At 62.7% G+C, this 25,346-nt stretch carries 27 protein-coding genes; 21 read left to right on the top strand and 6 right to left on the bottom strand.

The window, feature by feature from the left end:
* Positions 1-108 precede the first annotated feature (108 nt).
* The 3 genes from OUY36_RS14180 (at position 109) to sthA (ending at position 2,801) form a co-directional block, all read left to right on the top strand.
* Complete coding sequence (locus tag OUY36_RS14180) at positions 109-1,032, top strand: FAD:protein FMN transferase (RefSeq protein WP_267938179.1); 924 nt, start codon at positions 109-111, stop codon at positions 1,030-1,032.
* Positions 1,029-1,256 (top strand): (Na+)-NQR maturation NqrM, encoded by a 228-nt coding sequence (gene nqrM / locus OUY36_RS14175; RefSeq protein ID WP_200595489.1) that lies wholly within the window; start codon positions 1,029-1,031, stop codon positions 1,254-1,256. The genes OUY36_RS14180 and nqrM overlap by 4 nt, the downstream gene beginning before the upstream one ends.
* Positions 1,257-1,406: 150 nt before the next feature.
* Positions 1,407-2,801, top strand: coding sequence for a Si-specific NAD(P)(+) transhydrogenase (gene sthA, locus OUY36_RS14170; RefSeq protein ID WP_003299651.1), 1,395 nt, complete (start codon positions 1,407-1,409; stop codon positions 2,799-2,801).
* A 147-nt stretch (positions 2,802-2,948) separates the two neighbouring features.
* Here the strand turns inward: sthA and OUY36_RS14165 are convergent, their stop codons facing one another.
* From OUY36_RS14165 to OUY36_RS14155, 3 genes are read right to left on the bottom strand one after another with little or no spacing between them, the layout of a single operon-like run.
* Positions 2,949-3,671 carry a glycerophosphodiester phosphodiesterase gene (locus OUY36_RS14165; protein ID WP_267934793.1) on the bottom strand — a complete coding sequence of 241 codons (723 nt, stop codon included), beginning with the start codon at positions 3,669-3,671 and terminating at the stop codon, positions 2,949-2,951.
* Complete coding sequence (locus OUY36_RS14160) at positions 3,668-3,976, bottom strand: phosphodiesterase (RefSeq protein WP_230726389.1); 309 nt, start codon at positions 3,974-3,976, stop codon at positions 3,668-3,670. Before OUY36_RS14160 ends, OUY36_RS14165 begins: the two co-directional genes overlap by 4 nt.
* Before the next feature lie 3 nt (positions 3,977-3,979).
* Positions 3,980-4,615 (bottom strand): PilZ domain-containing protein, encoded by a 636-nt coding sequence (locus tag OUY36_RS14155; RefSeq protein ID WP_081253726.1) that lies wholly within the window; start codon positions 4,613-4,615, stop codon positions 3,980-3,982.
* Positions 4,616-4,648: 33 nt separating this feature from the next.
* Between OUY36_RS14155 and OUY36_RS14150 the strand changes: the two genes are divergently transcribed.
* Genes OUY36_RS14150 through OUY36_RS14140 form a run of 3 tightly spaced genes read left to right on the top strand, consistent with a single transcriptional unit; the run spans position 4,649 to position 7,837 of the window.
* On the top strand, positions 4,649-5,896 hold the full coding sequence (locus tag OUY36_RS14150) for a lipoprotein-releasing ABC transporter permease subunit (protein WP_267934792.1): 1,248 nt from the start codon (positions 4,649-4,651) through the stop codon (positions 5,894-5,896).
* 7 nt (positions 5,897-5,903) lie between these two features.
* A complete protein-coding gene (gene lolD, locus OUY36_RS14145; RefSeq protein ID WP_063539901.1) occupies positions 5,904-6,593 on the top strand; it encodes a lipoprotein-releasing ABC transporter ATP-binding protein LolD in 690 nt (229 codons plus the stop codon).
* Positions 6,593-7,837: a lipoprotein-releasing ABC transporter permease subunit gene (locus OUY36_RS14140; protein ID WP_267938178.1), complete on the top strand. Its 1,245-nt coding sequence runs from the start codon at positions 6,593-6,595 to the stop codon at positions 7,835-7,837. Before lolD ends, OUY36_RS14140 begins: the two co-directional genes overlap by 1 nt.
* Before the next feature lie 12 nt (positions 7,838-7,849).
* Here OUY36_RS14140 and OUY36_RS14135 read toward each other — a convergent pair whose 3' ends face one another.
* Positions 7,850-8,365 (bottom strand): DUF2062 domain-containing protein, encoded by a 516-nt coding sequence (locus tag OUY36_RS14135; RefSeq protein WP_063539900.1) that lies wholly within the window; start codon positions 8,363-8,365, stop codon positions 7,850-7,852.
* Between the two features lie 146 nt (positions 8,366-8,511).
* On the opposite strand from OUY36_RS14135, the gene OUY36_RS14130 reads away from it, so the two are divergent.
* The 8 genes from OUY36_RS14130 (at position 8,512) to murB (ending at position 15,347) form a co-directional block, all read left to right on the top strand.
* On the top strand, positions 8,512-10,737 hold the full coding sequence (locus tag OUY36_RS14130; protein WP_267934791.1) for a DNA internalization-related competence protein ComEC/Rec2: 2,226 nt from the start codon (positions 8,512-8,514) through the stop codon (positions 10,735-10,737).
* Between the two features lie 71 nt (positions 10,738-10,808).
* Positions 10,809-11,441, top strand: coding sequence for a MotA/TolQ/ExbB proton channel family protein (locus OUY36_RS14125; RefSeq protein WP_063539899.1), 633 nt, complete (start codon positions 10,809-10,811; stop codon positions 11,439-11,441).
* Positions 11,438-11,866, top strand: a complete 429-nt coding sequence (locus OUY36_RS14120; protein ID WP_063539898.1) for an ExbD/TolR family protein — start codon at positions 11,438-11,440, stop codon at positions 11,864-11,866. Before OUY36_RS14125 ends, OUY36_RS14120 begins: the two co-directional genes overlap by 4 nt.
* Complete coding sequence (gene lpxK / locus OUY36_RS14115) at positions 11,866-12,870, top strand: tetraacyldisaccharide 4'-kinase (RefSeq protein ID WP_267934789.1); 1,005 nt, start codon at positions 11,866-11,868, stop codon at positions 12,868-12,870. The genes OUY36_RS14120 and lpxK overlap by 1 nt, the downstream gene beginning before the upstream one ends.
* Positions 12,871-12,915: 45 nt before the next feature.
* Positions 12,916-13,101, top strand: a complete 186-nt coding sequence (locus tag OUY36_RS14110) for a Trm112 family protein (protein WP_267934788.1) — start codon at positions 12,916-12,918, stop codon at positions 13,099-13,101.
* The gene (gene kdsB / locus OUY36_RS14105; protein ID WP_267934787.1) at positions 13,098-13,862 is read left to right on the top strand and encodes a 3-deoxy-manno-octulosonate cytidylyltransferase; all 765 of its coding nucleotides are present in this window, start codon (positions 13,098-13,100) and stop codon (positions 13,860-13,862) included. The genes OUY36_RS14110 and kdsB overlap by 4 nt, the downstream gene beginning before the upstream one ends.
* A gap of 1 nt (position 13,863) precedes the next feature.
* Positions 13,864-14,331 carry a low molecular weight protein-tyrosine-phosphatase gene (locus OUY36_RS14100; protein ID WP_200595478.1) on the top strand — a complete coding sequence of 156 codons (468 nt, stop codon included), beginning with the start codon at positions 13,864-13,866 and terminating at the stop codon, positions 14,329-14,331.
* The gene (gene murB, locus OUY36_RS14095; protein WP_267934786.1) at positions 14,328-15,347 is read left to right on the top strand and encodes a UDP-N-acetylmuramate dehydrogenase; all 1,020 of its coding nucleotides are present in this window, start codon (positions 14,328-14,330) and stop codon (positions 15,345-15,347) included. The genes OUY36_RS14100 and murB overlap by 4 nt, the downstream gene beginning before the upstream one ends.
* A gap of 204 nt (positions 15,348-15,551) precedes the next feature.
* On the opposite strand, the gene rne is transcribed toward murB, so the two are convergent.
* Positions 15,552-18,698 (bottom strand): ribonuclease E, encoded by a 3,147-nt coding sequence (rne, locus tag OUY36_RS14090; protein WP_267934785.1) that lies wholly within the window; start codon positions 18,696-18,698, stop codon positions 15,552-15,554.
* A 556-nt stretch (positions 18,699-19,254) separates the two neighbouring features.
* Here rne and rluC point away from each other — a divergent pair.
* From rluC to sppA, 3 genes are read left to right on the top strand one after another with little or no spacing between them, the layout of a single operon-like run.
* Positions 19,255-20,208 (top strand): 23S rRNA pseudouridine(955/2504/2580) synthase RluC, encoded by a 954-nt coding sequence (gene rluC, locus OUY36_RS14085; RefSeq protein WP_267938177.1) that lies wholly within the window; start codon positions 19,255-19,257, stop codon positions 20,206-20,208.
* Positions 20,201-20,887, top strand: coding sequence for an HAD-IA family hydrolase (locus tag OUY36_RS14080; protein WP_267934784.1), 687 nt, complete (start codon positions 20,201-20,203; stop codon positions 20,885-20,887). Before rluC ends, OUY36_RS14080 begins: the two co-directional genes overlap by 8 nt.
* A complete protein-coding gene (sppA, locus tag OUY36_RS14075) occupies positions 20,877-21,860 on the top strand; it encodes a signal peptide peptidase SppA (protein ID WP_110776491.1) in 984 nt (327 codons plus the stop codon). Before OUY36_RS14080 ends, sppA begins: the two co-directional genes overlap by 11 nt.
* A gap of 2 nt (positions 21,861-21,862) precedes the next feature.
* Here the strand turns inward: sppA and OUY36_RS14070 are convergent, their stop codons facing one another.
* Entirely contained in the window at positions 21,863-22,441 is a 579-nt protein-coding gene (locus OUY36_RS14070) for a Maf family protein (protein WP_200595466.1), read from the bottom strand.
* A 103-nt stretch (positions 22,442-22,544) separates the two neighbouring features.
* On the opposite strand from OUY36_RS14070, the gene OUY36_RS14065 reads away from it, so the two are divergent.
* From OUY36_RS14065 to fabD, 4 genes are all read left to right on the top strand, one after another.
* Complete coding sequence (locus tag OUY36_RS14065) at positions 22,545-23,072, top strand: YceD family protein (protein WP_063539888.1); 528 nt, start codon at positions 22,545-22,547, stop codon at positions 23,070-23,072.
* Positions 23,073-23,084: 12 nt separating this feature from the next.
* A complete protein-coding gene (gene rpmF / locus OUY36_RS14060; RefSeq protein ID WP_003293518.1) occupies positions 23,085-23,267 on the top strand; it encodes a 50S ribosomal protein L32 in 183 nt (60 codons plus the stop codon).
* A 3-nt stretch (positions 23,268-23,270) separates the two neighbouring features.
* Positions 23,271-24,341, top strand: a complete 1,071-nt coding sequence (gene plsX, locus OUY36_RS14055; RefSeq protein ID WP_267934783.1) for a phosphate acyltransferase PlsX — start codon at positions 23,271-23,273, stop codon at positions 24,339-24,341.
* 63 nt (positions 24,342-24,404) lie between these two features.
* Positions 24,405-25,343 (top strand): ACP S-malonyltransferase, encoded by a 939-nt coding sequence (fabD, locus tag OUY36_RS14050; protein ID WP_267934782.1) that lies wholly within the window; start codon positions 24,405-24,407, stop codon positions 25,341-25,343.
* Positions 25,344-25,346: the final 3 nt, after the last annotated feature.

The raw sequence follows: 25,346 nt of genomic DNA, 5'->3' as shown, positions 1-25,346 counted from the left end.
TGGTCCACTGCTGTCGCGTCTCTCCAGCCCGTCATCGCTGTCGCTTTCGCGACAGCCCTGACGGGCTGTCTGTTTCAGGACAAGGTCGAAGCCTTCACCGGTCCGACCATGGGCAGTACCTATACGATCAAGTACGTGCGCAGTGGCGATGTTCCGGCCAAGGACGTGCTGCAGGGTGAGGTCGAGGCCATCCTCGCCGACCTCGACAAGCAGCTTTCCACCTATCGCAGCGATTCCGACGTCGAGCGCTTCAATGCCCTGCCGGGCGGTAGTTGTGAGCCGATGCCGGATATGGTGCGCGAATTAGTCGCAGCGGGCGATCAGCTATCGGCCGACAGCGATGGCGCATTCGATCTTACACTCGAGCCTCTGCTCAACCTGTGGGGCTTTGGACCGCAAGGTCGCGCCACACAGGTTCCGTCGGCGGAAGATATTGAGGCCGCACGGGCGTTGACCGGCCATCGGCATCTGCGCATCGATGGCGATCAGTTGTGCAAGGCGGTGGCGGTACAGCTGGACTTCAACAGCATCGCTGCCGGTTATGCCGTCGATCGCGTTGTCGATCGTTTGAAGGCGCTGGGCGTCCAGAGTTACCTGGTGGAAATCACCGGGGAGCTCAAGGCTGAGGGCCGCAAGCCTGATGGTGCACCGTGGCGCATAGCCATTGAAGCGCCCAGGGATGATCAGCGGGTTGCGCAAAAGATCGTCGAACTCGATGGTCTGGGCGTATCCACCTCCGGCGACTATCGAAACTACTTCGAGCAGGACGGTCGGCGTTATTCACATACCCTGGACCCGAAAAGCGGCAGACCGATCGAGCATCACCTGGCGGCGGTGACGGTCATCGATAAATCGACTTTGCGCGCTGACGGGTTGTCTACCGCGTTGATGGTGCTGGGCCCCGAGCGGGGGCTGGCACTGGCTGAGCGTAATGCGATTGCTGCGTTCTTCGTCGTGCGCGAGGGACAAGGCTTCGCAACAACGAGCACCAAGGCTTTCGACGAGCTGTCTGGTGCGGGAGTAGAGCAATGACTTGGTTACTGGTTTTTCTGGTGATGCTGCTTGTGGTGCTCGGTATGGCCATCGGCGTGATCATGGGGCGCAAGCCCATCGCGGGCTCCTGTGGGGGCATCGCCAATCTGGGCATCGAGAAGGAATGCTCCATCTGTGGCGGTAGCCGTGAGAAATGCGAAGAAGTGAACGAGGCGAAGAACGCGGGCAATACCGATCTCGCCTACGACGCGACCAGGCGTTGATGTAACCCTTCGTGCGCCCAGGCAGCCGTGAGCGGAGATGCCTGGTCGGTCCCGCTGAGAAGGCGTGCGGGCAATGCTGGTTCGCGTCCTTGGACATCGGCGAATTCGTTGACAGCGGCGGCGTCTTCCGCTGCGTTTTCAGGAGTGTATATGGCGGTCTATAACTACGATTTGGTTGTACTGGGTTCCGGTCCCGCCGGGGAGGGCGCGGCCATCAACGCCGTGAAGGCGGGGCGCAAGGTCGCCGTGGTTGACAATCGTCCGCTCGTAGGAGGTAACTGCACGCATCTGGGGACCATCCCGTCCAAGGCGCTGCGTCATTCGGTGCGGCAGATCATGCAGTACAACACCAATCCGCTGTTCCGCCAGATCGGTGAGCCGCGCTGGTTCTCCTTTCCCGACGTGCTGAAAAGCGCCGAGAAAGTCATCAGCAAGCAGGTCACCTCCCGTACCAGCTATTACGCCCGCAACCGCATCGACACCTTTTTCGGTACCGCCAGCTTCTCCGACGAGCAGAGCGTTGAAGTGGTCTGCCTTAACGGCATGGTGGAAAAGCTGGTTGCCAGCCAGTTCGTCATCGCCACCGGCTCCCGTCCTTATCGGCCGGCCGATATCGACTTCAACCACCCGCGCATTTACGACAGCGATACCATCTTGACCCTGAGCCACACGCCGCGTCGGATGATCATCTACGGAGCCGGCGTCATCGGCTGCGAGTACGCTTCGATCTTCAGCGGGTTGGGCGTGTTGGTCGACCTGATCGACAACCGAGAGCAACTGCTCAGCTTCCTCGACGACGAGATTTCCGATGCGTTGAGCTATCACCTGCGCAACAACAACGTGCTGATTCGTCATAACGAAGAGTACGAGCGGGTCGAAGGATTGGAAAACGGCGTGATCCTGCACCTCAAGTCCGGCAAGAAGATCAAGGCCGACGCATTCCTCTGGAGCAACGGCCGTACCGGCAATACCGACAAGCTCGGCTTGGAGAACATCGGCCTCAAGGCCAACAGCCGTGGTCAGGTGCAGGTCGATGAGCACTACCGCACCGAGATCGGCAACATCTACGCGGCCGGTGACGTGATCGGCTGGCCATCGCTGGCCAGCGCCGCCTATGATCAGGGTCGCTCGGCTGCGGGCAGCATCGTCGAGAATGACTCCTGGCGTTTCGTCGATGACGTGCCGACGGGCATCTACACCATTCCGGAGATCAGCTCGATCGGCAAGAACGAGCGCGAACTGACCCAGGCGAAGATTCCCTATGAAGTGGGCAAGGCGTTCTTCAAGAGCATGGCGCGGGCGCAGATTTCCTTCGAGCCGGTGGGCATGCTGAAGATCCTGTTCCATCGCGAAACCCTGGAGGTGCTCGGTGTGCACTGCTTCGGTTATCAGGCCTCCGAGATCGTCCACATTGGCCAGGCGATCATGAACCAGAAGGGGCCGGCGAACAGCATCAAGTACTTCGTCAACACCACCTTCAACTACCCGACCATGGCGGAAGCCTATCGGGTGGCAGCGTTCGACGGGCTCAACCGGCTTTTTTGAGCGGCTCCGGCCGGCGGCCTGAGCCGGCTGGAGAGGGTTGGGACTCCCGGGATTGGCACTGGCCGAACCGGGAGAGCTTCTGATCAGGTGAGACGGTTCGGCAGCGCCAGCGCTGTCGAATCGCAGCATGGGTGCAAGGCTTGTCGGTCAGCCCTGAGCCAGTGTGCTGACGGCGATGCCCGGATAATCGGTGATCAGGCTGTCCACGCCGAAGTCCGCCAGGCGCCGCATCAGCGCCGGCTCGTTCACGGTCCACACCGAAACATGCAGCCCCTGTTTTTTTGCCTTCTCCAGGCGCTCCGGGGTGCACAGCGTCCATTTCAACGCCAGCACATCGCAACCGTACTGACGGGCCACCTTGAGCGGGTCGAGCCAGTTGTATTCGGCTACCAGGCCACGCGAGATTTCCGGCGCCAGCCGATTCAGAGCCCGCAGAACCTCCCGCGAGCTGGAGGTGACGGTGATTCGTTCCTTGAGCTGATAACGCTCGGCCAGCGCCTTGATTGCCAGCACCGTGCGCGCTGCACGATCGCGCGAAGCACTCTTGACTTCCAGTTGCCAGTGCTCGAAGTCGCACTTCTCGAACAGTTCACTGAGGCGCGGGATGGGGCAGGGTGTCTTCCAGCCCGAGCCACCCTGGCGGGCGTCGTACTTCACCAGCTCTTCTGCATCGTGCTGGGCAACCTTGCCTCGACGACCGGTGGTGCGCTTGAGCGTCGGATCATGGATGACCATCAACTCGCCATCGCGGGATAGGTGCAGGTCCAGCTCGCAGCGGCGTACGCCATGCTGCAGGCATTGCTCGAAGCTCGCCAGGGTGTTCTCCGGAGCTTCGCCCTTGGCGCCGCGGTGGCCGTAGATGAGTGTCACGGTTGTTGATCTTCCTTCACGGGTGGTTGAGCGCGCTGGTGGTGGCGGACGCTGTTGATGACTCGGTCGCGTTCGAAATATACGGAGAATTCCCGATAATCCCAGCGGGTGATCGGCGGCTGGCCAACGGCGGGATGCTCTTCATCGGCGAGCCCGAAACGGTCCAGGACCTTGATCTTGGTGTCACCACGGGCGGGCAGCGCCATCTCGGACTGGCCTTGCTGACCGACGGGTATGCGAATCTCGTCGGCGAACAGTGACGGGCTGAATGTCAGCGTGAACAGCAGGGTTGCCAGGCGGCGCATCGGTCATTCTCCTTGCAGGTTTTCCAGGGCCAGGCGCCTTTCCAACGCCTGTTTCTGCAGGATATGCCGTGCAAGCAGTTGTCGCTGTGCATCAGTCAACGCTTCGAACTCGGTGCCGATGTCGTAGCGTCCGTCCTCCATTGCGGTGCAGTAGATGACCCGCGCCGGTAACAACAGGCCAAGCCCTTGCGGCAACAGGACCAGCTTCAGCGTGACGAGCTCGCCTTCGGTCAACGGCTGTTCGCTGGCAAAGCTGATGCCGCCTTCGGAAAGCACAACCGGTTGCGGCGCGCTCTGATCCTTCAGCAGATCCTGCGCCAATGCCTGTCCCAGCAGTTCGATTCGCTTGTTCTGTACCTTGAGATAGTTGGCCAGCGTGCGGTTGCTCTCGGCAATCTGGCGTAACAAATGCTGCGCTTCGAAGTCCAGCTGATGAAGCTCGCCAAGCAGGTTGAACAGCGCGGGCAGAGGCTCGCTGGCGGCGGGGTGGTCCTGGCTCGCCGGGATGATTTCCAGTGCCACGCGATCCTCGATACGGTAGTATTCGCGGCGTTCTTCAGTGTCTTGTGTCGGCATGGCGATACCCGGGTAGCGTTGATGGCCAGAGTGTATCAGGCCCCGCGGTGGCGTCAGCTGCATGTTGTTTTTCCCCGCCAGCGAACCCGTCGATCTATGTTCAGACCGCTGTCCGTGTACATCGGGGCGCGCTACACACGCGCCAGACGTCGCAGTCTCTTCGTCTCCTTCATCTCCCTGACTTCCATGATTGGGCTCGCGCTTGGCGTGCTGGTGATGATCGTCGTGCTGTCGGTGATGAATGGCTTCGATCATGAAATGCGCACCCGCGTGCTGGGCATGGTGCCCCACGCGACCATCGAAAGCCCGACGCCGATCAACGATTGGCAGGCGCTGGGCTCGCGCGTCGAGCAGCACGCGCAGGTGTTGGCCTCTGCGCCGTTCATCCAGAGCCAGGGGCTGCTGACCCATCAGGGCCAGGTGACCAAGATCCTGATCAATGCGGTGGAGCCTCAGGCGGAGCGCCAGGTTTCGATCATCGATCAGTTCTTCCGCAAGGGCTCGCTGGATGATCTCAAGGCCGGCGAGTTCGGCATCGTCATCGGTGACAAGGCGGCTGCCAAACTCGGCGTCGGCGTCGGCGACAAGATCACCTTCGTGGCGCCCGAGGTCACCGTGACTCCAGCGGGGATGTTCCCGCGCATGAAGCGTTTCACCGTGACCGGAATCTTTCATGTCGGTGCTGGCGAGATCGACGGTTACGTCGCGCTGGCCAACATTGCCGACATGGCGCGCTTGCAACGCTGGCAGCCGGATCAAGTGCAGGGGCTGCGTCTGCGTTTCGCCGATCTGTTCCAGGCGCCGCGTATCGCTTGGGAGCTGGCCGGTCAGCTGGGCGACGACTTCTATTCCCGCGACTGGACCCGCACCCACGGCAACCTCTATCAGGCGATCCGCATGGAGAAGGCGATGATCGGGCTGCTGTTGCTGCTGATCGTCGCGGTCGCGGCCTTCAACATCATCTCCACGCTGGTGATGGTGGTGACCGACAAGCGCGGCGACATCGCCATCCTGCGCACGCTGGGCGCTACGCCGAAGCAGATCATGGCGATTTTCATGGTCCAGGGCACCGTGATCGGCGTGGTCGGCACCTTGGTCGGCGCATTGCTCGGTATGTTCGCCGCCGTCAATGTCAGCAGCTGGATCGCCGCGCTGGAGCGGCTGATCGGGCACAAGTTCCTGAGTGCCGACGTGTATTTCATCGACTACCTGCCGTCCCAGCTGATGGCAGCTGATGTGATCCAGGTCTGCGTCGCCGCGTTGATCCTGAGTTTCCTCGCGACCCTGTATCCGGCTTGGCGTGCCGCACGCACCCAGCCGGCAGAGGCGCTACGTTATGAGTGAGCGGGTAATGAACGAGCAAAAGCAGGCGGTGCTGAGTTGCCGCAACCTGGGCAAGCGCTACGAGCAGGGCCCCGAATCGGTGGAGGTCCTGTCCGGGCTCCAGCTGGAATTGTTCCCCGGTCAGCGCGTGGCCATCGTCGGCAGCTCCGGCTCGGGCAAGAGCACGCTGCTGAACCTACTCGGTGGGCTCGATACGCCGAGCGAAGGCAGCGTCTGGCTGGCCGGTGAGGAGTTGTCGGCGCTCAACGAGAAGGACCGTGGGCTGCTGCGCAACCGGGCTCTGGGCTTCGTCTATCAGTTCCATCACCTGCTTGCCGAGTTCACCGCGCTGGAAAACGTCTGCATGCCGCTGCTGATCGGACGCACTCCGATTCCGGAGGCGCGTCAGCGAGCTTCCGCTCTGCTGCAGCGGGTCGGCCTTGGCCATCGCCTGGAACACAAGCCTGCGGAGCTGTCCGGCGGTGAGCGTCAGCGCGTGGCCATCGCACGGGCACTGGTCAACGAGCCTGCGCTGGTACTGCTCGATGAGCCAACCGGCAACCTCGATCATCACACCGCGCAGGGCATTCAGGATCTGATGCTCGAACTCAGCACCTCGCTGCATACCGCCTTCCTGGTAGTCACTCACGACCGCCAGCTCGCCGCCCAGATGGATCAGGTGCTGCGGCTGGAAGATGGGCGCCTGGTGGTCGAATGATGTTCAGGCCCGTCAGCGTTTTCATCGGCAGCCGCTACACCCGTGCCAAGCGGCGCAACCATTTCATCTCGTTCATTTCCCTGACCTCGCTGATCGGCCTGGCGCTGGGCGTGCTGGCGATGATCATCGTCCTTTCGGTGATGAACGGCTTCCAGCGTGAAATGAGCGCGCGGATTCTCGGCATGGTGCCGCATGCGACGGTCATCGGCGAGCAGCCGCTGGATGACTGGCAGGCGGTTGCCGCGCGTCTGTCGACACACCCGCAGATCGTCGGCATGGCGCCGGTGACGCAGCTCGAAGGCATGCTGTCGTTCAAGGGCAGCATGCAACCGATCCAGATCAGCGGCATCGATCCACAGGCCGAGGCGCAGGTATCCATCGTTGGCGAGCGTCTGGTCGGCGGTAGCCTGGAGGCACTCAAACCTGGAGAATTTGGCGTGATTGTCGGCCTGATGACCGCGCGGAGATTCGGGCTGAAGCTGGGCGACAAGCTGACATTGATCGTCCCAGAGGTCAGTTCGTCCCCCGGTGGCGTCACGCCGCGCATGCAGCGGCTGAACGTGGTCGGGGTGTTCAAGGTGGGCGCCGATCTGGACGGCAGTCTGGGGATGATCCATCGCGCCGACGCCGCGCAGATCCATCGCTGGACGCCGCAACAGGTTCAGGGCGTGCGACTCAAGCTTGACGACCTCTACCGTGCGCCGGAGGTGGCGGCACAGGTACAGGCCACGCTGGGCGAAGGCTACCGCGTGGAGGACTGGTCCTACACCCAGGGTAGTCTGTTCAGCGCGATGAAGATGGAAAAGACCATGATCGGCCTGTTGTTGATGCTGATCGTCGCGGTGGCGGCGTTCAACATCATCGCCACCCTCATCATGGTGGTCGCCGACAAGCGTGCCGACATCGCCATCCTGCGGACCCTGGGGGCGACGCCGCGGCAGGTCATGGCGATCTTCATGGTTCAGGGCAGCATCATTGGCTTCAGCGGCACCGTGATCGGCGTGATCCTCGGCGTGCTCGGCGCGCTGAACGTCAGCGAGCTGGTAGCCTGGCTGGAAAGGGTCTCCGGCCAGCACATCTTCAGCTCTGACGTCTATTTCATCAGCACACTGCCTTCGGAGCTGCGTCTGGATGACGTGGTGCTGGTGTCGGTCGCGGCACTTACCCTGAGTTTCCTCGCCACGATCTACCCGGCCTGGCGCGCCGCGCAGACCCAGCCTGCCGAGGCCCTACGCTACGAATGACCGGCTCGGCCGTCAACGACGGCCGTTCTGCCGCCGCCGCCAGCTGCGGCCGACCCACCAGCGCCAGTAGGCCTGAGTCAATACATAGCCGAGCACGGCCAGCACCAGCCCGCTGACCAGGGAACCCAGGTACAGCGGTTGCCAGTTGTGCTGCAGCATGTAGCGCACCCAGGCCAGGCTCAGTTCGGCCGGCATGCTGGAGGCCGGAGTGTCCAGCAGCCAGGTGCCGATCTTGTAGTTGCAATAGAAGACCGGCGGCATTGTCAGCGGGTTGGTCAGCCAGACCAGTCCCACTGCAATCGGCAGATTGGCTCTGGAGGGCAGGGCGCAGACGGCCGCTGCAAGCATCTGCATCGGCATCGGGATCATGGCCCAGAACACGCCGATCGCCATCGCGCGGGATACCGAGTGTCGATTGAGATGCCAGAGATTGGGATCGTGAATCAGCGCGCCGAGAAAACGCAGAGACTTGTTAGTCTTGATGCGATCGGGGTGCGGCATGTAGCGTTTGAAAAAACGACGCGGCATGAAGGTTCTCTGAAGGCAGCAGCCCGGCGATTATGCCTTGAATCGCGGTGCGACGCTGACAGTAGTTTTGTGACATTACATCTGCGCCTGCGACAGATTGCCCCGCTTCGATAACGGTCCGGAAAGGATTTCTGGAGTCTGAAAAAATGCGCACATGGATGCTTGCGCTCGCCGCGGGCCTGGTCCTGCCACGCTTCCTTCCAGCCTTGCCCGCGCAGTGGTTCTGTGCGGCGCTGGCTGCTGTCGGACTGTTGCTGCTGCTGCGCGTCCGCTGGGTGGCGCCAGGCCTGTTTCTGCTGGGCTTGAGCTGGGCCTGCTACCAGAGCCAGAGCGCCATCGACGACCGGTTGCCAGCGTCCATGGACGGTCGCACGTTCTGGATCGAGGGGCGGGTAGTGGGGTTGCCCAGCCGTATCGGCAATGTGGTGCGCTTCGAGCTCGACGACATCCAATCGCGCCATGCCGGGTTGCCATCGAAGGTGCGGCTGTCCTGGTATGACGGTCCGCTGCTACAAGCCGGCGAGCGCTGGCGGCTGGCGGCGCGACTGAAACGGCCACATGGCATGGTCAACCCGCATTCCTTCGACTACGAAGCCTGGTTGCTGGCGCGACGTATCGGCGCCACCGGCACGATCAAGGCGGGTGAGCGCCTGACGGCGTCGAGGGCAAGCGACGGATGGCGCGATCGGCTTCGGGCGCGGCTCATGGCCGTTCCGGCATCCGATCGGCAGGGCGCCATCGCGGCACTGGTGGTGGGTGACGATTCCGGTTTGAGCCGCGGCGACTGGCAGGTGCTGCAGGATACCGGCACCGTCCACCTGATGGTCATCTCCGGGCAGCACATCGGCATGTTGGCGGCGCTGCTCTATGGTCTGGTCGCGTTGCTGGCTCGCCTGGGCGTGTGGCCGCGGTGGTTGCCCTGGCTGCCCTTGGCGTGCGGGCTGGCGTTAAGCGGTGCGCTGGCCTATGGCTGGCTGGCCGGTTTCGAGGTGCCGGTGCGTCGTGCCTGCCTGATGGTGACGGTGGTGCTTGTCTGGCGGTTGCGCTTTCGCCATCTGGGCGTCTGGTTGCCGCTGCTGCTGGCGCTCGATGGCGTCCTGCTGATCGATCCCCTGGTCACACTGCAGCCCGGGTTCTGGCTGTCGTTTGGAGCGGTGGCGGTTCTGGCATTGGCGTTCTCGGGGCGGCTCGGCTCATGGCGCTGGTGGAAGGCCCTGACTCGGGCGCAGTGGGCGGCGACCCTCGGCCTGCTTCCGCTGTTGCTCGCCCTGGGGCTGCCGATAAGCGCGAGCGGGCCGCTGGCCAATCTGCTTGCCGTACCCTGGGTGAGTCTCACCGTGCCCTTCGCGTTGCTTGGTACGCTGCTGCTGCCCCTGGCCGGGGTTGGCGAAGCGCTGCTGTCAGTGGTCGGCTATTCGCTGGCATTGCTGTTCGACGTCCTGGCGGCGATAGCCAATTGGCAACCCGCCTGGATTGCGGTCGGCCTGCCCGTCTGGGCGCTGGCGTTAATCGGGGTGGGCGTCCTGTTGCTGTTGCTGCCAGCGGGTATTCCGCTGCGTTCGCTGGGTTTGCTGCTGCTATTGCCGCTGGTTTTCCCGCCTCGTGTGGAGGTGCCAGACGGCCGGGCGCAGGTCTGGGTATTGGATGTAGGGCAGGGCCTGGCGGTGCTTGTACGCACCCGCGAGCATGCACTGCTCTACGATGCCGGGCCGAAGCAGGGCGACTTCGATACGGGCGAGCGGGTGGTGGTCCCATCGCTCCGCACCCTTGGCGCGAGCCGGTTGGACCTGCTGTTGCTTAGCCATGCCGATAATGATCATTCGGGCGGTGCGGAGGCGGTCCAGCGGCTACTCCGGGTCGAGCGGGTGGTCAGTGGCGAGCCGTCTCGCCACGCGCCGGATCTGGGCGCCGAACGTTGCGAAAGCGGTAGCAGCTGGCAGTGGAACGATGTGCACTTCAGTGTGTGGCAATGGCAGGCGGCGCAGGACAGCAACCAGCAGTCCTGCGTGCTGCAGATCGAGGCCAACGGTGAGCGAATCCTGCTCACCGGTGACATCGACCAGCCCGCCGAGCAGGCTTGGCTGGCAAGTGAGCAGCAGATGTCATCGCACTGGCTGCTGCTGCCCCATCACGGCAGCCGCAGCTCCTCGTCGGAGCCGTTTCTGCATGGCGTGGCCGCGCAAGCCGCGCTGATCTCGCGAAGTCTGCACAATCCGTTCGGCCACCCGCACCCGAGCGTGACCGCGCGGCTCGAGGCGTTCGATATCAAGGCCTACGACACCGCGTTGCATGGCGCCATCCGGATCGATCTGGGCGGTTTTTCGCCGCCGGAGCTGCAACGCTCGCAGCGACGATTCTGGCGGGAAAAATGAGAACGGCGGCCGTCGGCGACCCAGCGACCCTATGCTAGAGTGGCGCCACTTTTTCGAGGGGGATTCATCTCGTGTGGGAGCTGGTCAAAGCAGGCGGCTGGATAATGCTGCCAATCATCCTGTGTTCCATCGCAGCCGCCGGTATCGTTGCTGAACGTCTCTGGACGCTGCGTCCCAGCCGTGTCACGCCTCCGCATCTACTGGGCCAGGTATGGAAGTGGATCAAGGAGAAGAAGCTCAGCAACCAGAAACTCAAGGAGCTGCGTGCCGACTCCCCGCTCGGTGAGATCCTCGCCGCCGGCCTGAGCAATTCCAAGCGTGGCCGCGAGATCATGAAGGAATGCATCGAGGAGGCCGCCGCCCGTGTCGTCCACGATCTGGAACGCTACCTCAATGCCCTGGGCACCATTGCGGGTATCGCGCCGTTGCTTGGTCTGCTCGGGACCGTGCTGGGCATGATCGAGATCTTCAGCGCCTTCATGGGCTCGGGCATGGCCAATGCGCCACTGCTTGCGGGCGGTATCGCCAAGGCCCTGATCACCACCGCTGCGGGCCTGATGGTCGGTATCCCTGCGCTGTTCTTCCATCGCTTCCTGCAGCGCCGCGTCGATGAACTGGTGGTGGGCATGGAACAGGAGGCGATCAAGCTGGTGGAAGTGGTGCAGGGCGACCGCGATGTCGATCTGGGTGAGGACAAGGCGTGAAATTCCGTCGCAAACCCCGGGAGAACGTGGAGATCGGGCTGGCACCACTGATCGATGTGGTGTTCATCCTGCTGCTGTTCTTCGTGGTCACCACCACCTTTACCCGTGAAACGCAGCTCAAGGTCGATCTGCCGGAAGCGGCCAGCGGCACACCACCGCAGGATGCTGAGGTCCGCCAGCTGGAGGTGCTGATCGATGTGGCTGGCAATTATTCGCTCAACGGCAAGGCGCTGCTCAAGAGCGACCTGAACTCGCTGATGGCTGCGCTGAGCAAGGAGTCCGGCGGCGACAACCGGTTGCCGATAATCATAAGCGCCGACGGCAAGACGCCGCATCAGGCTGTCATCACCGCGATGGATGCCGCTGGCAAGCTTGGCTTCGGCCAGCTGCGGATCACCACGGTCGAGGCGCAGGCGTCGCCCTGATGTCCTTTGCCGAGCGGCTGCAACGTGCCTGGTATCAGGGGCATCCGGCATTGCGTTTGCTGGCGCCCCTGGAGCTGCTGTACCGGCGCGTGGTCGGAGCCAGGCGCCGGCGTTTCCTCGAAGATCCGAACACCGCCTATCGCGCTCCTGTTCCGGTTGTCGTCGTAGGCAATATCACCGTCGGCGGAACCGGCAAGACGCCGCTGATCCTCTGGTTGATCGAACACTGTCAACGTCGCGGGCTGCGTGTCGGCGTCGTTAGCCGCGGCTACGGTGCCAAGCCGCCGGAGCTGCCGTGGCGGGTTCGCGCCGAGCACCCGGCACAACATTGCGGCGATGAGCCTCTGCTGATCGTTCAGCGTACGGGGGTTCCGTTGATGATCGATCCTGATCGCGCGCGCGCCGTCCGCGCTTTGCTGGAGCAGGAGCCGCTCGATCTGATCCTCTCCGACGACGGCTTGCAGCACTACCGGCTGGCGCGCGATCTCGAACTGGTGCTGATCGATGCCGCGCGTGGGCTGGGTAACGGGCGCTGCCTACCGGCCGGTCCCCTGCGTGAGCCGCCTGAGCGGCTTGACGAGGTGGATGCCGTACTGTTCAACGGCGCCGCCGCCGATACCGTCGACGGGTATGCGTTCAGCCTTCAGCCGGTTGGCCTGGTCGAGCTGAGTACCGGTCGACGTTGGCCGCTGGATCACTACCCGGCCGGCCAGCAGTTGCATGCGGTGGCGGGTATCGGCAACCCGCAGCGTTTCTTCGACACGCTCGAGACGCTACACTGGCGACCGATTCCGCACGCCTTCGCCGATCACGCCGATTATAGCCCGGAGCAGCTGAAGTTCAGCCCCGAGCTGCCACTGGTGATGACCGAGAAGGACGCGGTGAAATGCCGGGCGTTCGCACCCCCGGGTTGGTCGTATCTGCAGGTGCAGGCCGTGCCCTCCACGGCGTTCGTTACCTGGTTCGACGATCAGCTGGCGCGTTTGCTGCCCGATCTCTCTTAAGCCGTTCGACCTGCCGCCGCGGTCGAGCGCTTCCAAGGACTGCGCATGGATACCAAACTGCTCGACATTCTGGCCTGCCCACTATGCAAGGGGGCGTTGAAGCTCGCCGAGGACAAGTCGGAACTGATCTGCAAGGCCGATGGCCTGGCCTTTCCCGTGCGTGACGGCATCCCGGTGATGCTCGAGAGCGAAGCTCGCACCCTGGATGTGGATGAGCGTCTGGACAAATGAGCACCGCCTATACCGTCGTCATTCCGGCCCGCTACGCATCGACCCGATTGCCCGGCAAGCCGCTGCAGGACATCGCCGGCAAGCCGATGATCCGGCACGTCTGGGAGCAGGCGAGCAAGAGCGCGGCTCAGCGTGTAGTGATTGCCACCGATGATCAGCGCATCGTCGATGCCTGCACAGCGTTTGGCGCAGAGGTCGTGCTGACCCGCGCCGAGCATAACTCCGGCACCGATCGTTTGGCCGAGGTGGCCGAGCAGCTCGGGCTGCCTGGCGATGCCATCGTGGTCAACGTGCAGGGCGACGAGCCGATGATCCCGCCAGCGGTGATCGATCAGGTCGCCGCCAACCTTGCAGAGCATCCGGAGGCGGCCATCGCTACGCTGGCCGAACCGCTGGCAGATGTGCAGGCGCTGTTCAATCCCAACGTGGTCAAGGTGCTCTCTGATATCAACGGCCTGGCGCTGACCTTCAGCCGCGCGCCGCTGCCCTGGGCGCGTGACAGCTTTGCCGTGGACCGCAGCCAGCTACCGCCCGCAGTCCCTTACCGGCGGCACATCGGCATCTATGCCTATCGCGCCGGCTTCCTGGCCGACTTCGTGTCCTGGGGCCCGTGCTGGCTGGAGGATACGGAGTGTCTGGAGCAGCTGCGTGCGCTCTGGCATGGGCGGCGCATCCATGTCGCCGATGCCGTCGAAGCTCCCCCCGCCGGAGTCGACACCGCTGAGGACCTGGATCGGGTTCGCCGTTTGCTGGGTGGCTGACATGAAGGTGCTGTTCGTCTGCATGGGCAATATCTGCCGTTCGCCCACGGCCGAGGGTGTGTTCCGCCAACGGATCGAGCAGGCCGGCCTTGGCGCGCGAGTCGAGATCGATTCGGCCGGGACCGGCGACTGGCATGTCGGCAAGGCGCCAGACCAGCGCGCGTGCGAGGCGGCGAGACGGCGTGGTTACACGCTCGACGCCTTGCGCGCTCGGCAGGTTTCCATTGCGGACTTCCAGCGCTTCGATCTCATCCTGGCAATGGATCACGACAATCTGGCACGGCTGCAGGCTCTGCGCCCGAAGCATGCAGCCAAGGCGGAAGTCGACCTGCTGCTGCGTCGCTACGGGCTTGGCTGCGACGTAGTGCCCGACCCTTACTATGGCGAAGCAGACGGCTTCGACAACGTGCTGAATCTCATCGAAGAGGCCAGTGATGCGCTGCTCGCCGAGATAAAGGGGCGACTGTGAGCCTCACCATAGAAGCAAACCGTTCCCTCAAGCCGTTCAACACCTTTGCCGTCGACCAGCGTGCCCGGTACTTCGCTGAGGCCCACAGTGATGCCGATGTGCATGAGGCGATCGGCCGTGCACGCCAGCTCAAGGTGCCGCTTCTGCCGCTCGGTGGCGGAAGCAACCTGCTGCTGACTCGTGATGTGCCGGCCCTGGTGCTGCACATGGCCAGTCGAGGCAAGCGGATCATCGACGAGTCGGCCGGTCAGGTGATCGTCGAGGTGGAGGCAGGGGAGCCCTGGCATCCCTTCGTGCTCTGGAGTCTGGAGCAGGGCCTGATCGGGCTGGAAAACCTGAGCCTGATCCCCGGGACCGTGGGTGCTTCACCGATTCAGAACATCGGCGCCTATGGGGTCGAGATCAAGGATGTATTCTCCGGTCTCACGGCACTGGATATCGAAACCGGGGCTCTTTGCGAATTCGCTCTGGACGATTGCGCATTTGCCTATCGCGACAGCGTTTTCAAGCAGCGGCCGGGGCGCTATCTGATCCTGCGGGTGCGTTTCGCTCTGCGCCGCCAGGCCTCCTTGCATCTCGAGTACGGCCCGATCCGCCAGCGGCTGGCGGAGCAGGGGATCGTCGAGCCTACGGCAATGGATGTGAGTCGTGCGGTCTGCGCCATTCGCAGTGAAAAGCTGCCGGACCCACGAGAGCTGGGCAATGCCGGGAGCTTCTTCAAGAACCCGCTGGTGTCCGCCGAGACGGCGCAGGCACTTCGCGAGGCGTATCCCGATCTGGTGGCTTATCCACAGGATGACGGCCTGGTGAAGCTGGCGGCCGGCTGGCTGATCGAAAGGGCGGGCTGGAAGGGGTTTCGTGATGGCGACGCCGGTGTGCATCGGCTGCAGGCGCTGGTGCTGGTGAACCATGGGCAGGCCACCGGCGAGCAGCTGCTGAACCTGGCACGACGAATTCAGGCCGACCTGCTCGAGCGCTTCGGTGTCACCCTGGAGATCGAGCCGAACGTGCTCTGATGGTCGTTCGATGGCCTGGGCGGCAGCCTGGTTCCAATGACATCCCCGTACCTGACGCCCGATGCGATGCATTGGGCGTTTTTGTATGTGCTGTTCCGTTCGCCCGTTCCGCTGTGCTCGAGCGAGGTGTAGACCTTGTTCAGGACGGGACAACAGAAATAAAAAAGGGATGCCGAAGCATCCCCTTTCAACAGCAGTGTCGTTTTAGCCTTTCGGCTTCTCACGACTGTCCGGCTCGGTTCCTTGAGCAGGCTGCTCCGATTCATCGGTAGCAGGCTGAGGCGTCTCGTCGGTCAGCGATGCCAGCGGATCACGCTCGCTTGCATCGGCGGCTGGTGCCTGCTCGGTGGTCGGTTCGATCGGCTTTTCTTCAGCCGCAGGCTGTTCCTCGGCAAGCACCGGCTCTACCGTCTGCTCGGGCTGGACGTCGGCTACCTGCTCAGCGGCTGGCTGTTCCGGCTGGGCTTCGACGACAGGTTCACTGGCGACGATTTCCGGGCTAGCGAGCGGTTGTTCCGCAGCGGCCTTGGCTTCGGCTTCAGCCGCTTCCTTGGCCAGGCGCTCGGCTTCACGCTGACGGCGACGGACCTCACGCGGATCGTTGGGCGCGCGACCACTCGGCGTCAACGCCGGGGTGGCAACTGGTGCCGCTTCGGTCTTCTCGACCACCGGCTCGGGCGCAGGCTGCGGAGCCGCTGCCTGCTGAGCGGGCTGCGCTACCTCTTTCGGCGCTTCTTCAGCCGGTTGTACCGGAGCCTCGACCGTGGCCTCAGGTGCGGTCGGCTCCTCAAGAACCTTGCGCTCGTCCATTTCCTGGGTAACAGGGGCCTCGGTGGCCGGTGCGTGCTCGACGATCGTCGCGACGCCTTCGCTGCTGGTCTGGATCACTGCGTCTTCGGCCAGCGTTGCCTGCGGCGCAGTCTCGGTATCGGCGGTGTTGGCGGCCAGAGCGGCAGCAGTTGCAGCGATGGCGATTTCTTCGGTTTTCACCGGGGCATTGCGCTCATCGACTTCCTCGATCTCATTGCCGTTGGCATCGCGCTGGCGTTCACGGCGGTTGCTGCGACGGCGCTGACCACGGGAGCGACGACGTGGGCGCTCGCTCTCGTTGCCTTCGGCGCCTTCATTGGCTTCCTGAGCGTCTTCGGTTTCGCCCGCTTCGACGGCCTGCTGCAGCAGCTCATCCGCAGCGGCGGCCGGCTGTTCGGCACGCGGTTTGCGCTCTTCACGCGGGGGGCGAGGCTGGCGCTCGGCCTGCTCTTCCTGCGCTACTGCCGGCGCCTCGTCGATCGGTGCGCGCAGCTCACGCTTGCGTTCTTCACGGGGCTTGCGTTCTTCACGCGGGGCACGTTCGCGACGTGGCTGGGCCTCGCCGGCCTCTGCCTGCTCGCGGGGCTTGCGCTCCTCGCGAGGTGGACGCGGCTGGCGCTCTTGCCGCTCTTCACGAGGCTGGCGTTCCTCGCGGGATTGGCGCTCTTCGCGCGGCTGGCGTTCTTCACGCGATTTGCGCTCGTCATCACGTCCGCCACGCGAGTCGCGCCGGCGGTTCTGCTGGCGACCGCTACGGCGCTCGTCGTTACGCTGCGGGCGGGCGGATGCCGGCTTCTTCTCCACTTGCGCAGCGGCCTGTGGCTCCTCGGCCTTGCCTGCGAACAGGCCGACCAGCGATTTGATCAGGCCCTTGAACAGACTCGGCTCTTGTGCAGGCGTGGCCACGGGTGCTTCGGCAGGTGCCTGAGCGGCACTGGCGGGGGCGCTGCGCTGCGGTGCGGTCTTGACCGCGGCCTCCTGGCGAACCAGGGTGCGAGTCGAGCTGACCGGCTGGACTTCTTCGGCTTCGCTCTGGCTCATCTCGTAGCTGGCCTGACCGGCAACGATCTCGGGACTGTCGTCACGCAGGCGCTGCACTTCGAAATGCGGCGTCTCCAGATGGTCGTCCGGCAGGATGAAAATACGTGCGCGGGTGCGCAGTTCGATCTTGGTGATCGCGTTGCGCTTTTCATTGAGCAGGAATGCTGCGACCTGGAAGGGCACGCGGGCGCGAACCTCGGCGGTGCGATCCTTGAGGGCTTCTTCTTCGATCAGGCGCAGGATTGCCAGTGACAGCGATTCGACGTCGCGGATGATGCCCTGGCCGTTGCAACGCGGGCAGACAATGCCGCTGGTCTCGCCCAGAGAGGGGCGCAGACGCTGGCGGGACATTTCCAGCAAGCCGAAGCGCGAGATGCGGCCGACCTGGATACGTGCACGGTCGGCTTCCAGGGCTTCGCGCATCTTTTCCTCGACGGCGCGCTGGTTCTTGGCCGGCGTCATGTCGATGAAGTCGATCACGATCAGGCCGCCGATGTCGCGCAGGCGCAGCTGGCGTGCGATTTCCTCGGCCGCTTCCAGATTGGTCTGCAGCGCGGTTTCTTCGATGTCGCCACCCTTGGTGGCTCGCGCCGAGTTGATGTCGATGGACACCAGGGCTTCGGTCGGGTCGATAACGATGGAGCCGCCGGAAGGCAGCTTCACTTCACGCTGGAAGGCTGTTTCGATCTGGCTTTCGATCTGGAAACGGTTGAACAGTGGGACTGAGTCTTCGTAGAGCTTGATCTTGCTGGCGTACTGCGGCATCACCTGTTGGATGAAGCTCAGCGCTTCGTCCTGTGCCTCGACGCTGTCGATCAGCACTTCGCCGATATCCTGGCGCAGATAGTCGCGGATGGCGCGAATGATGACATTGGATTCCTGATAGATCAGGAACGGGGCAGCACGGTCTTGGGACGCCTCCTTGACCGCGGTCCAGAGTTGCAGCAGGTAGTCCAGATCCGATTGCAGCTCTTCGCTGGAGCGACCCAGGCCGGCGGTGCGTACGATGAGGCCCATATCGGCAGGGACATTGAGGCCATTCAGCGCTTCGCGCAGCTCGTTGCGCTCTTCGCCCTCGATGCGGCGCGAAATGCCGCCCGCACGGGGGTTGTTCGGCATCAGCACCAGGTAGCGGCCGGCAAGGCTGATGAAGGTGGTAAGGGCGGCGCCCTTGTTGCCGCGTTCCTCTTTCTCGACCTGGACAATGACCTCCTGGCCTTCGCGCAGGACGTCCTTGATGTTCACACGGCCTTCAGGTGCCTTGCTGAAGTACTCGCGGGAGATTTCCTTGAGAGGAAGAAAACCGTGGCGCTCTGCACCAAAGTCCACGAAAGCGGCTTCGAGGCTGGGCTCGACGCGGGTGATCTTGCCCTTGTAGATGTTGGCTTTTTTCTGTTCGCGGGCACCGGATTCGATGTCCAGATCGAACAGGCGTTGGCCGTCGACCAGTGCAACACGCAACTCTTCAGGCTGAGTTGCGTTAATTAGCATTCTTTTCATGTAGTACCGTCGGTTTCCGTGGCATCCGGAAACGGCGTTCGGCACACACGACTCTCGCGGTCGGTGTCAGGTGAGTCAGGAATGGTTGTAAGGCACTCCAGTGTCCAGCGATGTGCGGCCAAATGGGCCGGCGTCGCGACGACGTCTCCTGCTTGCTGTCGGAACAGAAGCAATGGTTCGGGAGGAGGAATCAGGCATCGGTAGCGGACGGAATGAAACGTCTGTGAAAGCCTTTGCTACGCAATCCGATGCTGTGCATCTCCACCCAACACGCATACTTTGAAAATCGGGTGCCGCTCGCAGAATCCGGGGAGCGGGTTGTCGATTATCGCGATTCCCCTAAGGGGCACGCATCATGTCTTCAAGGCTTGTTTCGCAACTTCACCGCTACTTGAGGGAAGCTCCGTCGGACGGCCTCACGTCCTCGAACATTGTTTGCCGGTCACGGATGGCGATATCGCTGGCATCCTGTGACCTGACCGCTTTTGGCGGCGTTCGCGACTATAACAGCAATGTTTAAGTGCTTCAATTCCATGAAAATTGGTATCATGCCGCGATGACCAATACCCCCTCCCAGACCTCCGGTGTGCAAATACTCGAGGTCGCGCCGGAACTTGCCGGCCAGCGCATCGACAACTTCCTTCGAACCCAGCTCAGAGGCGTCCCCAAAACGCTGATCTACCGCATTCTGCGTAAAGGCGAGGTGCGGGTGAATAAGGGGCGGATCAAGCCCGAGTACAAGCTCCAGGCGGGCGATCTCGTGCGCGTTCCGCCGTTGCGGCTGGCGGAGCGCGATGAGCCGGAGCCGCTCGCGCAGGGACTGCTGGAGCGGCTGGAAAACGCCATCGTCTATGAGGACAAGTCGCTTATCGTGCTGAACAAGCCCGCCGGTATCGCCGTGCATGGTGGCAGTGGGCTGAGCTATGGAGTGATCGAGGCCTTGCGTCAGCTCCGTCCTGACGCCAAGGAGCTCGAACTGGTCCATCGTCTGGATCGGGATACGTCCGGCCTGCTTATGGTGGCCAAGAAACGCAGCATGCTTCGCCATCTGCACCAGGCCCTGCGAGGGGATGGTGTCGACAAGCGCTACATGGCGCTGGTACGCGGGCGTTGGGAGACATCGAAGAAGCAGGTCAGTGCGCCGCTGTTGAAGAACACCCTGCGCTCCGGCGAGCGGATGGTCGAAGTGACCGACGACGGCAAGGAGGCGCTGACGCTGTTTCGCGTACTTCGTCGCTTTGGCGAATTTGCCACTCTGGTCGAGGCCAAGCCGGTGACGGGGCGTACCCATCAGATACGAGTCCATGCGCGTCACGCAGGTCACAGCATTGCCGGTGACAGCAAGTACGGCGATGAAGAGTTTACTCGTGAGATCCGCGATCTGGGCGGCAAACGGCTGTTTCTGCACGCCTATGCCTTGAAGGTGCCGCTCCCTGATGGTGGCGAGCTGTCGCTGGAGGCCCCGGTGGATGAAATGTGGGCGAAAACGCTGGAGCGACTTGGTGAGTAACTACCAGCTGCTGATATTCGACTGGGATGGCACGCTGATCGACTCGATCGGGCGTATCGTCGAATCGATCCACTTTGCTGCTCGGATCTGTGGTCTGCCGCAGGTCGACGATGCGGCGGTCAAGGGCATCATTGGGCTGGCGCTCCCTGAAGCTATCGAGATGCTGTACCCGAATCAGGCCGATGCGGCGCTGGTCGAGGCGTTTCGTCAGCACTACGCCGACCATTACTTGGGATTGGAAGCTCAGCCTTCGATGCCGTACCCCGGTGTCACCGAGGCACTTTCGGAGTTTCGCGAGGCTGGCTATTTGCTCGCGGTTGCGACCGGCAAGGGACGCCGTGGGCTTGATCGTGTGCTGGCGGGGCAGGGGTGGGAGGATCTATTCGACATCACGCGTTGCGCGGATGAAACGGCTAGCAAGCCTGATCCACTGATGATTCAAGAGATCCTCGCGCACTGCGGTGTTCGGCCGGAGCGGGCGCTGATGATCGGGGATTCGGTGTTCGATCTGCAGATGGCTCGTCGCGCTGGGGTGGACAGTGTTGCGGTTGGCTACGGCGCGCAGCCGCTGCAGGTCCTGCAGCAGTTCGAGCCGCGCCTGGTGATCGATTGTTTTTCGGGGCTCGGCAGTTGGCTGCGCTCCATGGCTGGTTCCGAGGTGAATACGTATGTCGGATGAATGGAAAGCTCCGGTGGATGAGTCCAAGGACGATCGCAACAGTTGGAAGTTGCTGGAGAAGACCCTGCTTGCGGGTGTTCAGGAGCAGCGGCGTGCTCGGCGTTGGGGCATATTCTTCAAGCTGTTGACCTTCATCTATTTGTTCGGGGCGCTGGCGCTGTTTTCGCCTGCACTGCAGTTCGGAAAAGACAAGGCTGTGCGGGAGAGTCACACCGCGGTCATCAATGTGCGAGGCATGATTGCTGATGAAGAGTCGGCTAGTGCCGACAACGTCGTCGGGGCCTTGCAGGCAGCGTTTGAAGATGCGAATACAAAAGGCGTGATCCTGCGCATCAACAGCCCCGGCGGCAGTCCGGTGCAGTCGGGATACATCTATGATGAGATTCGCCGTTTGCGCGGCGAGTACCCGGCCATCAAGGTCTATGCTGTGATCACCGATCTGGGTGCCTCGGGCGCCTATTACATCGCCAGTGCGGCAGATGAGATCTATGCCGACAAGTCCAGTCTGGTGGGGTCGATCGGCGTTACGGCAGCCACTTTCGGCTTTGTCGATACCATGCAGAAGCTGGGTGTCGAGCGTCGGGTCTACACGGCAGGCGAGCACAAGGCATTCCTGGATCCGTTTCAGCCGGAAAATCCCGAGGAGACCGAGTTCTGGCGTGAGGTGCTGGCCACTACTCACCAGCAGTTCATTGATAGCGTCAAGCGCGGTCGGGGTGAGCGGCTTCAGGATGCCGAGCACCCCGAGCTGTTCTCGGGGCTCATCTGGTCGGGCGAGCAGGCTCTCGAGCTGGGGCTTGTCGATGGACTGGGAAGTACCGCCCACGTCGCGCGCGAAGTGATCGGTGAGCCGGAAATGGTCGACTATACGGTCAAGGAATCGCCGCTCGATCGGTTCACCAAGAAGCTCGGGGCGGGCGTCGCCGAGCGTCTGGCAATGCTGGTCGGTGTGCAGGGGCCAATGCTGAGGTAGTGTCAGGGGATTTCGATCCCCTCGTTCAGCAGCATGTCCGTCAGGCGAATTAGTGGTAGTCCAATCAGGCTGGTCGGGTCTGTTCCTTCCGTTGCCCTAAACAGCCTGATGCCCAGCCCTTCTGCTTTGAAGCTGCCGGCGCAGTCGAAGGGTTGGTCAATGCTGATATAGCGTTCGATCAGTGCCTCGTCCAGCGTTCGAAAGTGCACGGTGAATGGTACGCAGTCCACCTGGGTCCGGCCGGTCGCGCTATCGAGCACGGCCAGGCCGGTCAGGAATCGAACGCTTTTGCCGCTGGCAGCCTGCAATTGCTCCTTTGCGCGCTCTGGCGAGCCTGGCTTGCCGAGAATCTGTTGATCCAGCACGGCCACTTGGTCGGATCCGATGATCAGGTGGTTCGGGTGGCTGGTTGCCAGGGCTCGGGCTTTATGTTCGGCCAGTCGACGCACCAGTTGCTCCGCACCTTCTCCTGGCATGGGGGTTTCGTCGATATCGGGAGAGCAGCTGTCGAATGGAACCTGCAGGCGCGAAAGCAATTGCTGACGGTAGCGGGAGCTGGAGGCAAGCAGCAGATGGCGCATGAGTCCTTCCTTTATATGCATGGGTCGGCAATTGTAAGTGGGCGGCGCGTATGGGCGGAATTCCTTTGACAGCCGAAAGGCTCCTCCCTAGAATGCCGCGCTTATGTTGAAAGGACCGATACCTCCGCACGTTGATCCGCGCAAGCTCGCTGACCGAGCGGCCACTCTTGAGGGTGAGCTGCAGCTGTCTCAGCTCAAGCGGCTCGCCGATCCTCTCGAAGATGATCAGGGTGTGGTGCGCGCCAGTTTTGCCTTTGGGCGCGACGAGCAGCGTACTGTGGTGATCCACAGTCAGCTCGACGTTGAGGTCAAGATGATCTGCCAGCGCTGTCTGGAGCCGGTTGTTCTGCCAATTCATAGCGAGTGCGATTATGCCGTTGTGAATGAAGGGGCGAGCAGTCAGCACCTGCCCAAGGGCTACGACGTGCTGGAAGTGGGAGAGGATCCTCTGGATCTGCTGGCGCTGGTCGAAGACGAGTTGTTGCTCGCTCTGCCCATTGTTCCACTCCATGACCCTGAAATTTGCCAGCCGCCGGTTGGGCCAGATGAGCCTGAGCCGAGTGAGGACGAGGTAACGCGGTCCAACCCGTTCAGCGTACTGGCGCAGTTAAAGCGTGACCCAAACGTTTAGGAGTTGATCCAAATGGCTGTTCAGCAGAACAAAAAATCCCGTTCCGCCCGTGACATGCGTCGTTCTCATGACGCGCTCGAGCCGAACGCTCTGTCCGTGGAAAAGAGCACCGGTGAAGTTCACCTACGTCACCACGTTTCCCCGGACGGTTTCTACCGTGGTCGCAAGGTGATCGACAAGGGCGCTGACGAGTAATCCTTGTCCGCTCCGGTCATCGCGATCGATGCAATGGGTGGGGACTTCGGTCCCCACTGCATTGTTCCGGCCAGTCTTTCCTGTCTGGCTGAAAACTCCTCGCTGCATCTGGTCCTCGTCGGCCAATCCTCTCTTCTTGAACAGCTGGTTGCCAAGCATTCCGGCGTTGATCACTCGCGCCTGAAAATCGTCGATGCGCCTGAGACGGTCGCGATGGGCGAGCGTCCTGCTCAAGCGTTACGCGGCAAGCCTCGTTCGTCGATGCGTTTGGCGCTCGAGCAGGTGCGTGACGGTAATGCGCAAGCCTGTGTGAGCGCCGGTAATACCGGTGCGCTGATGGCGCTGGCGCGTCAGGTGTTGAAAACCCTTCCCGGTATCGATCGGCCGGCTATGGTGACCGCTCTTCCGACGCAAGGCGCGCCTTGCCTGCTACTGGATCTCGGCGCCAACGTCGATTGCCCGGCCGCGCAGCTCTACCAGTTCGCGATAATGGGCGCTGTGGCCGCGGAGTCCCTCGGGACAGAGCAGCCGCGCGTTGCGCTGTTGAACGTCGGCACGGAAGAGATAAAGGGCAACCAGCAGGTCAAGCTGGCCGCTGCGCTGCTGCAGCAGGCTTCGGGTCTCAATTACCGTGGCTTCATCGAGGGTGATGGGCTGTATCGCGGCGAAGCGGATGTCGTGGTGTGCGATGGCTTCGTAGGTAACGTGTTGCTCAAATCCAGTGAGGGACTGGCCGGGATGCTGGTCGCCAAGGTTGAGGCGCTGTTCCGCCGGTCGGTCGCGGCGCGCATCGTCGGCGCAGCTGCGTTGCCGCTGTTGCGTAGATTGCGTGCGGAACTCAACCCGGCGCAATACAACGGTGCTAGTTTTCTTGGGTTGCAGGGAATTGTGGTCAAGAGTCACGGTAGCGCCGGTGCGGATGGATTCAAGGCGGCCATTCGTCGTGCGACGCAGGATGTCGAGCATGATCTTCCGGAGCAGCTGCGCAGTCGTCTGGGGCAATTTCTCTCTGGCGATAGGCTATCCGGTGGAGCGGATGATGTGACCGCTGGAGATGGCTGGCCATCCAACTGAAATTCGGTACGCCTGCACGGGCGTGTTCTTCAGACGAACAGAACCTATAAGAGAGTCGTTTTCATGTCTGCATCACTCGCTTTCGTCTTTCCTGGCCAAGGATCGCAATCGCTCGGCATGCTGGCCGAGCTTGGTGCTCAGCAGAGCGTGATCATCGATACCTTTGCCGAGGCTTCCGCTGCGCTGGGTTACGACCTGTGGGCACTGACTCAGCAGGGCCCGGAAGAGCAATTGAATCAGACCGACAAGACCCAGCCAGCCATTCTTGCTGCTTCTGTTGCGCTCTGGCGCCTGTGGCAAGCGGAGGGTGGTGCGCGGCCTGCTTTCGTTGCCGGACATAGCCTTGGCGAGTATTCCGCACTCGTTGCCGCTGGTAGCCTGCCGTTCGCCGATGCAGTCAAGCTGGTCCAGCTGCGCGGTCAGCTGATGCAGCAGGCGGTGCCGGCCGGCCAGGGTGGCATGGCGGCTATCCTCGGTCTCGAAGATGCCGATGTGTTGGCTGCCTGCACCGAGGCCGCTCAGGGTGAGGTGGTCAGTGCGGTCAATTTCAATGCACCGGGTCAGGTAGTCATCGCCGGCAGTGCTGCGGCCGTGGAGCGCGCCATCGAGGCCTGCAAGGCCAAAGGCGCGAAGCGCGCGATGGCGCTGCCGGTCAGCGTGCCATCGCACTGTGATCTGATGCGCCCCGCAGCCGAGCGCTTCGCCGCATCGGTCGAGGCGATCGCCTGGCAGGCGCCGCAGATCCCGCTGGTGCAGAACGTCAGTGCCGCGGTGGTGGCCGATCTGGATACGCTCAAGCGCGATCTGCTGGCTCAGCTGTACAGCCCGGTGCGCTGGGTCGAATCCATGGTGGTCCTGGGTGATCGCGGCGTGACTTCGCTGGTCGAGTGCGGCCCCGGCAAGGTGCTATCCGGTCTCAACAAGCGCTGCGTCAAGGGCGTCAGCACCTACAATCTCGACACCCCCGAAGCCTTTGCCGCGACCCGTGGTGCATTGGCATGAACA

The sequence above is a fragment of the Stutzerimonas sp. R40042 genome (assembly GCF_026642215.1).
Lineage (GTDB): Bacteria > Pseudomonadota > Gammaproteobacteria > Pseudomonadales > Pseudomonadaceae > Stutzerimonas > Stutzerimonas frequens.
This window is presented reverse-complemented; position numbering and strand designations above follow the sequence as displayed.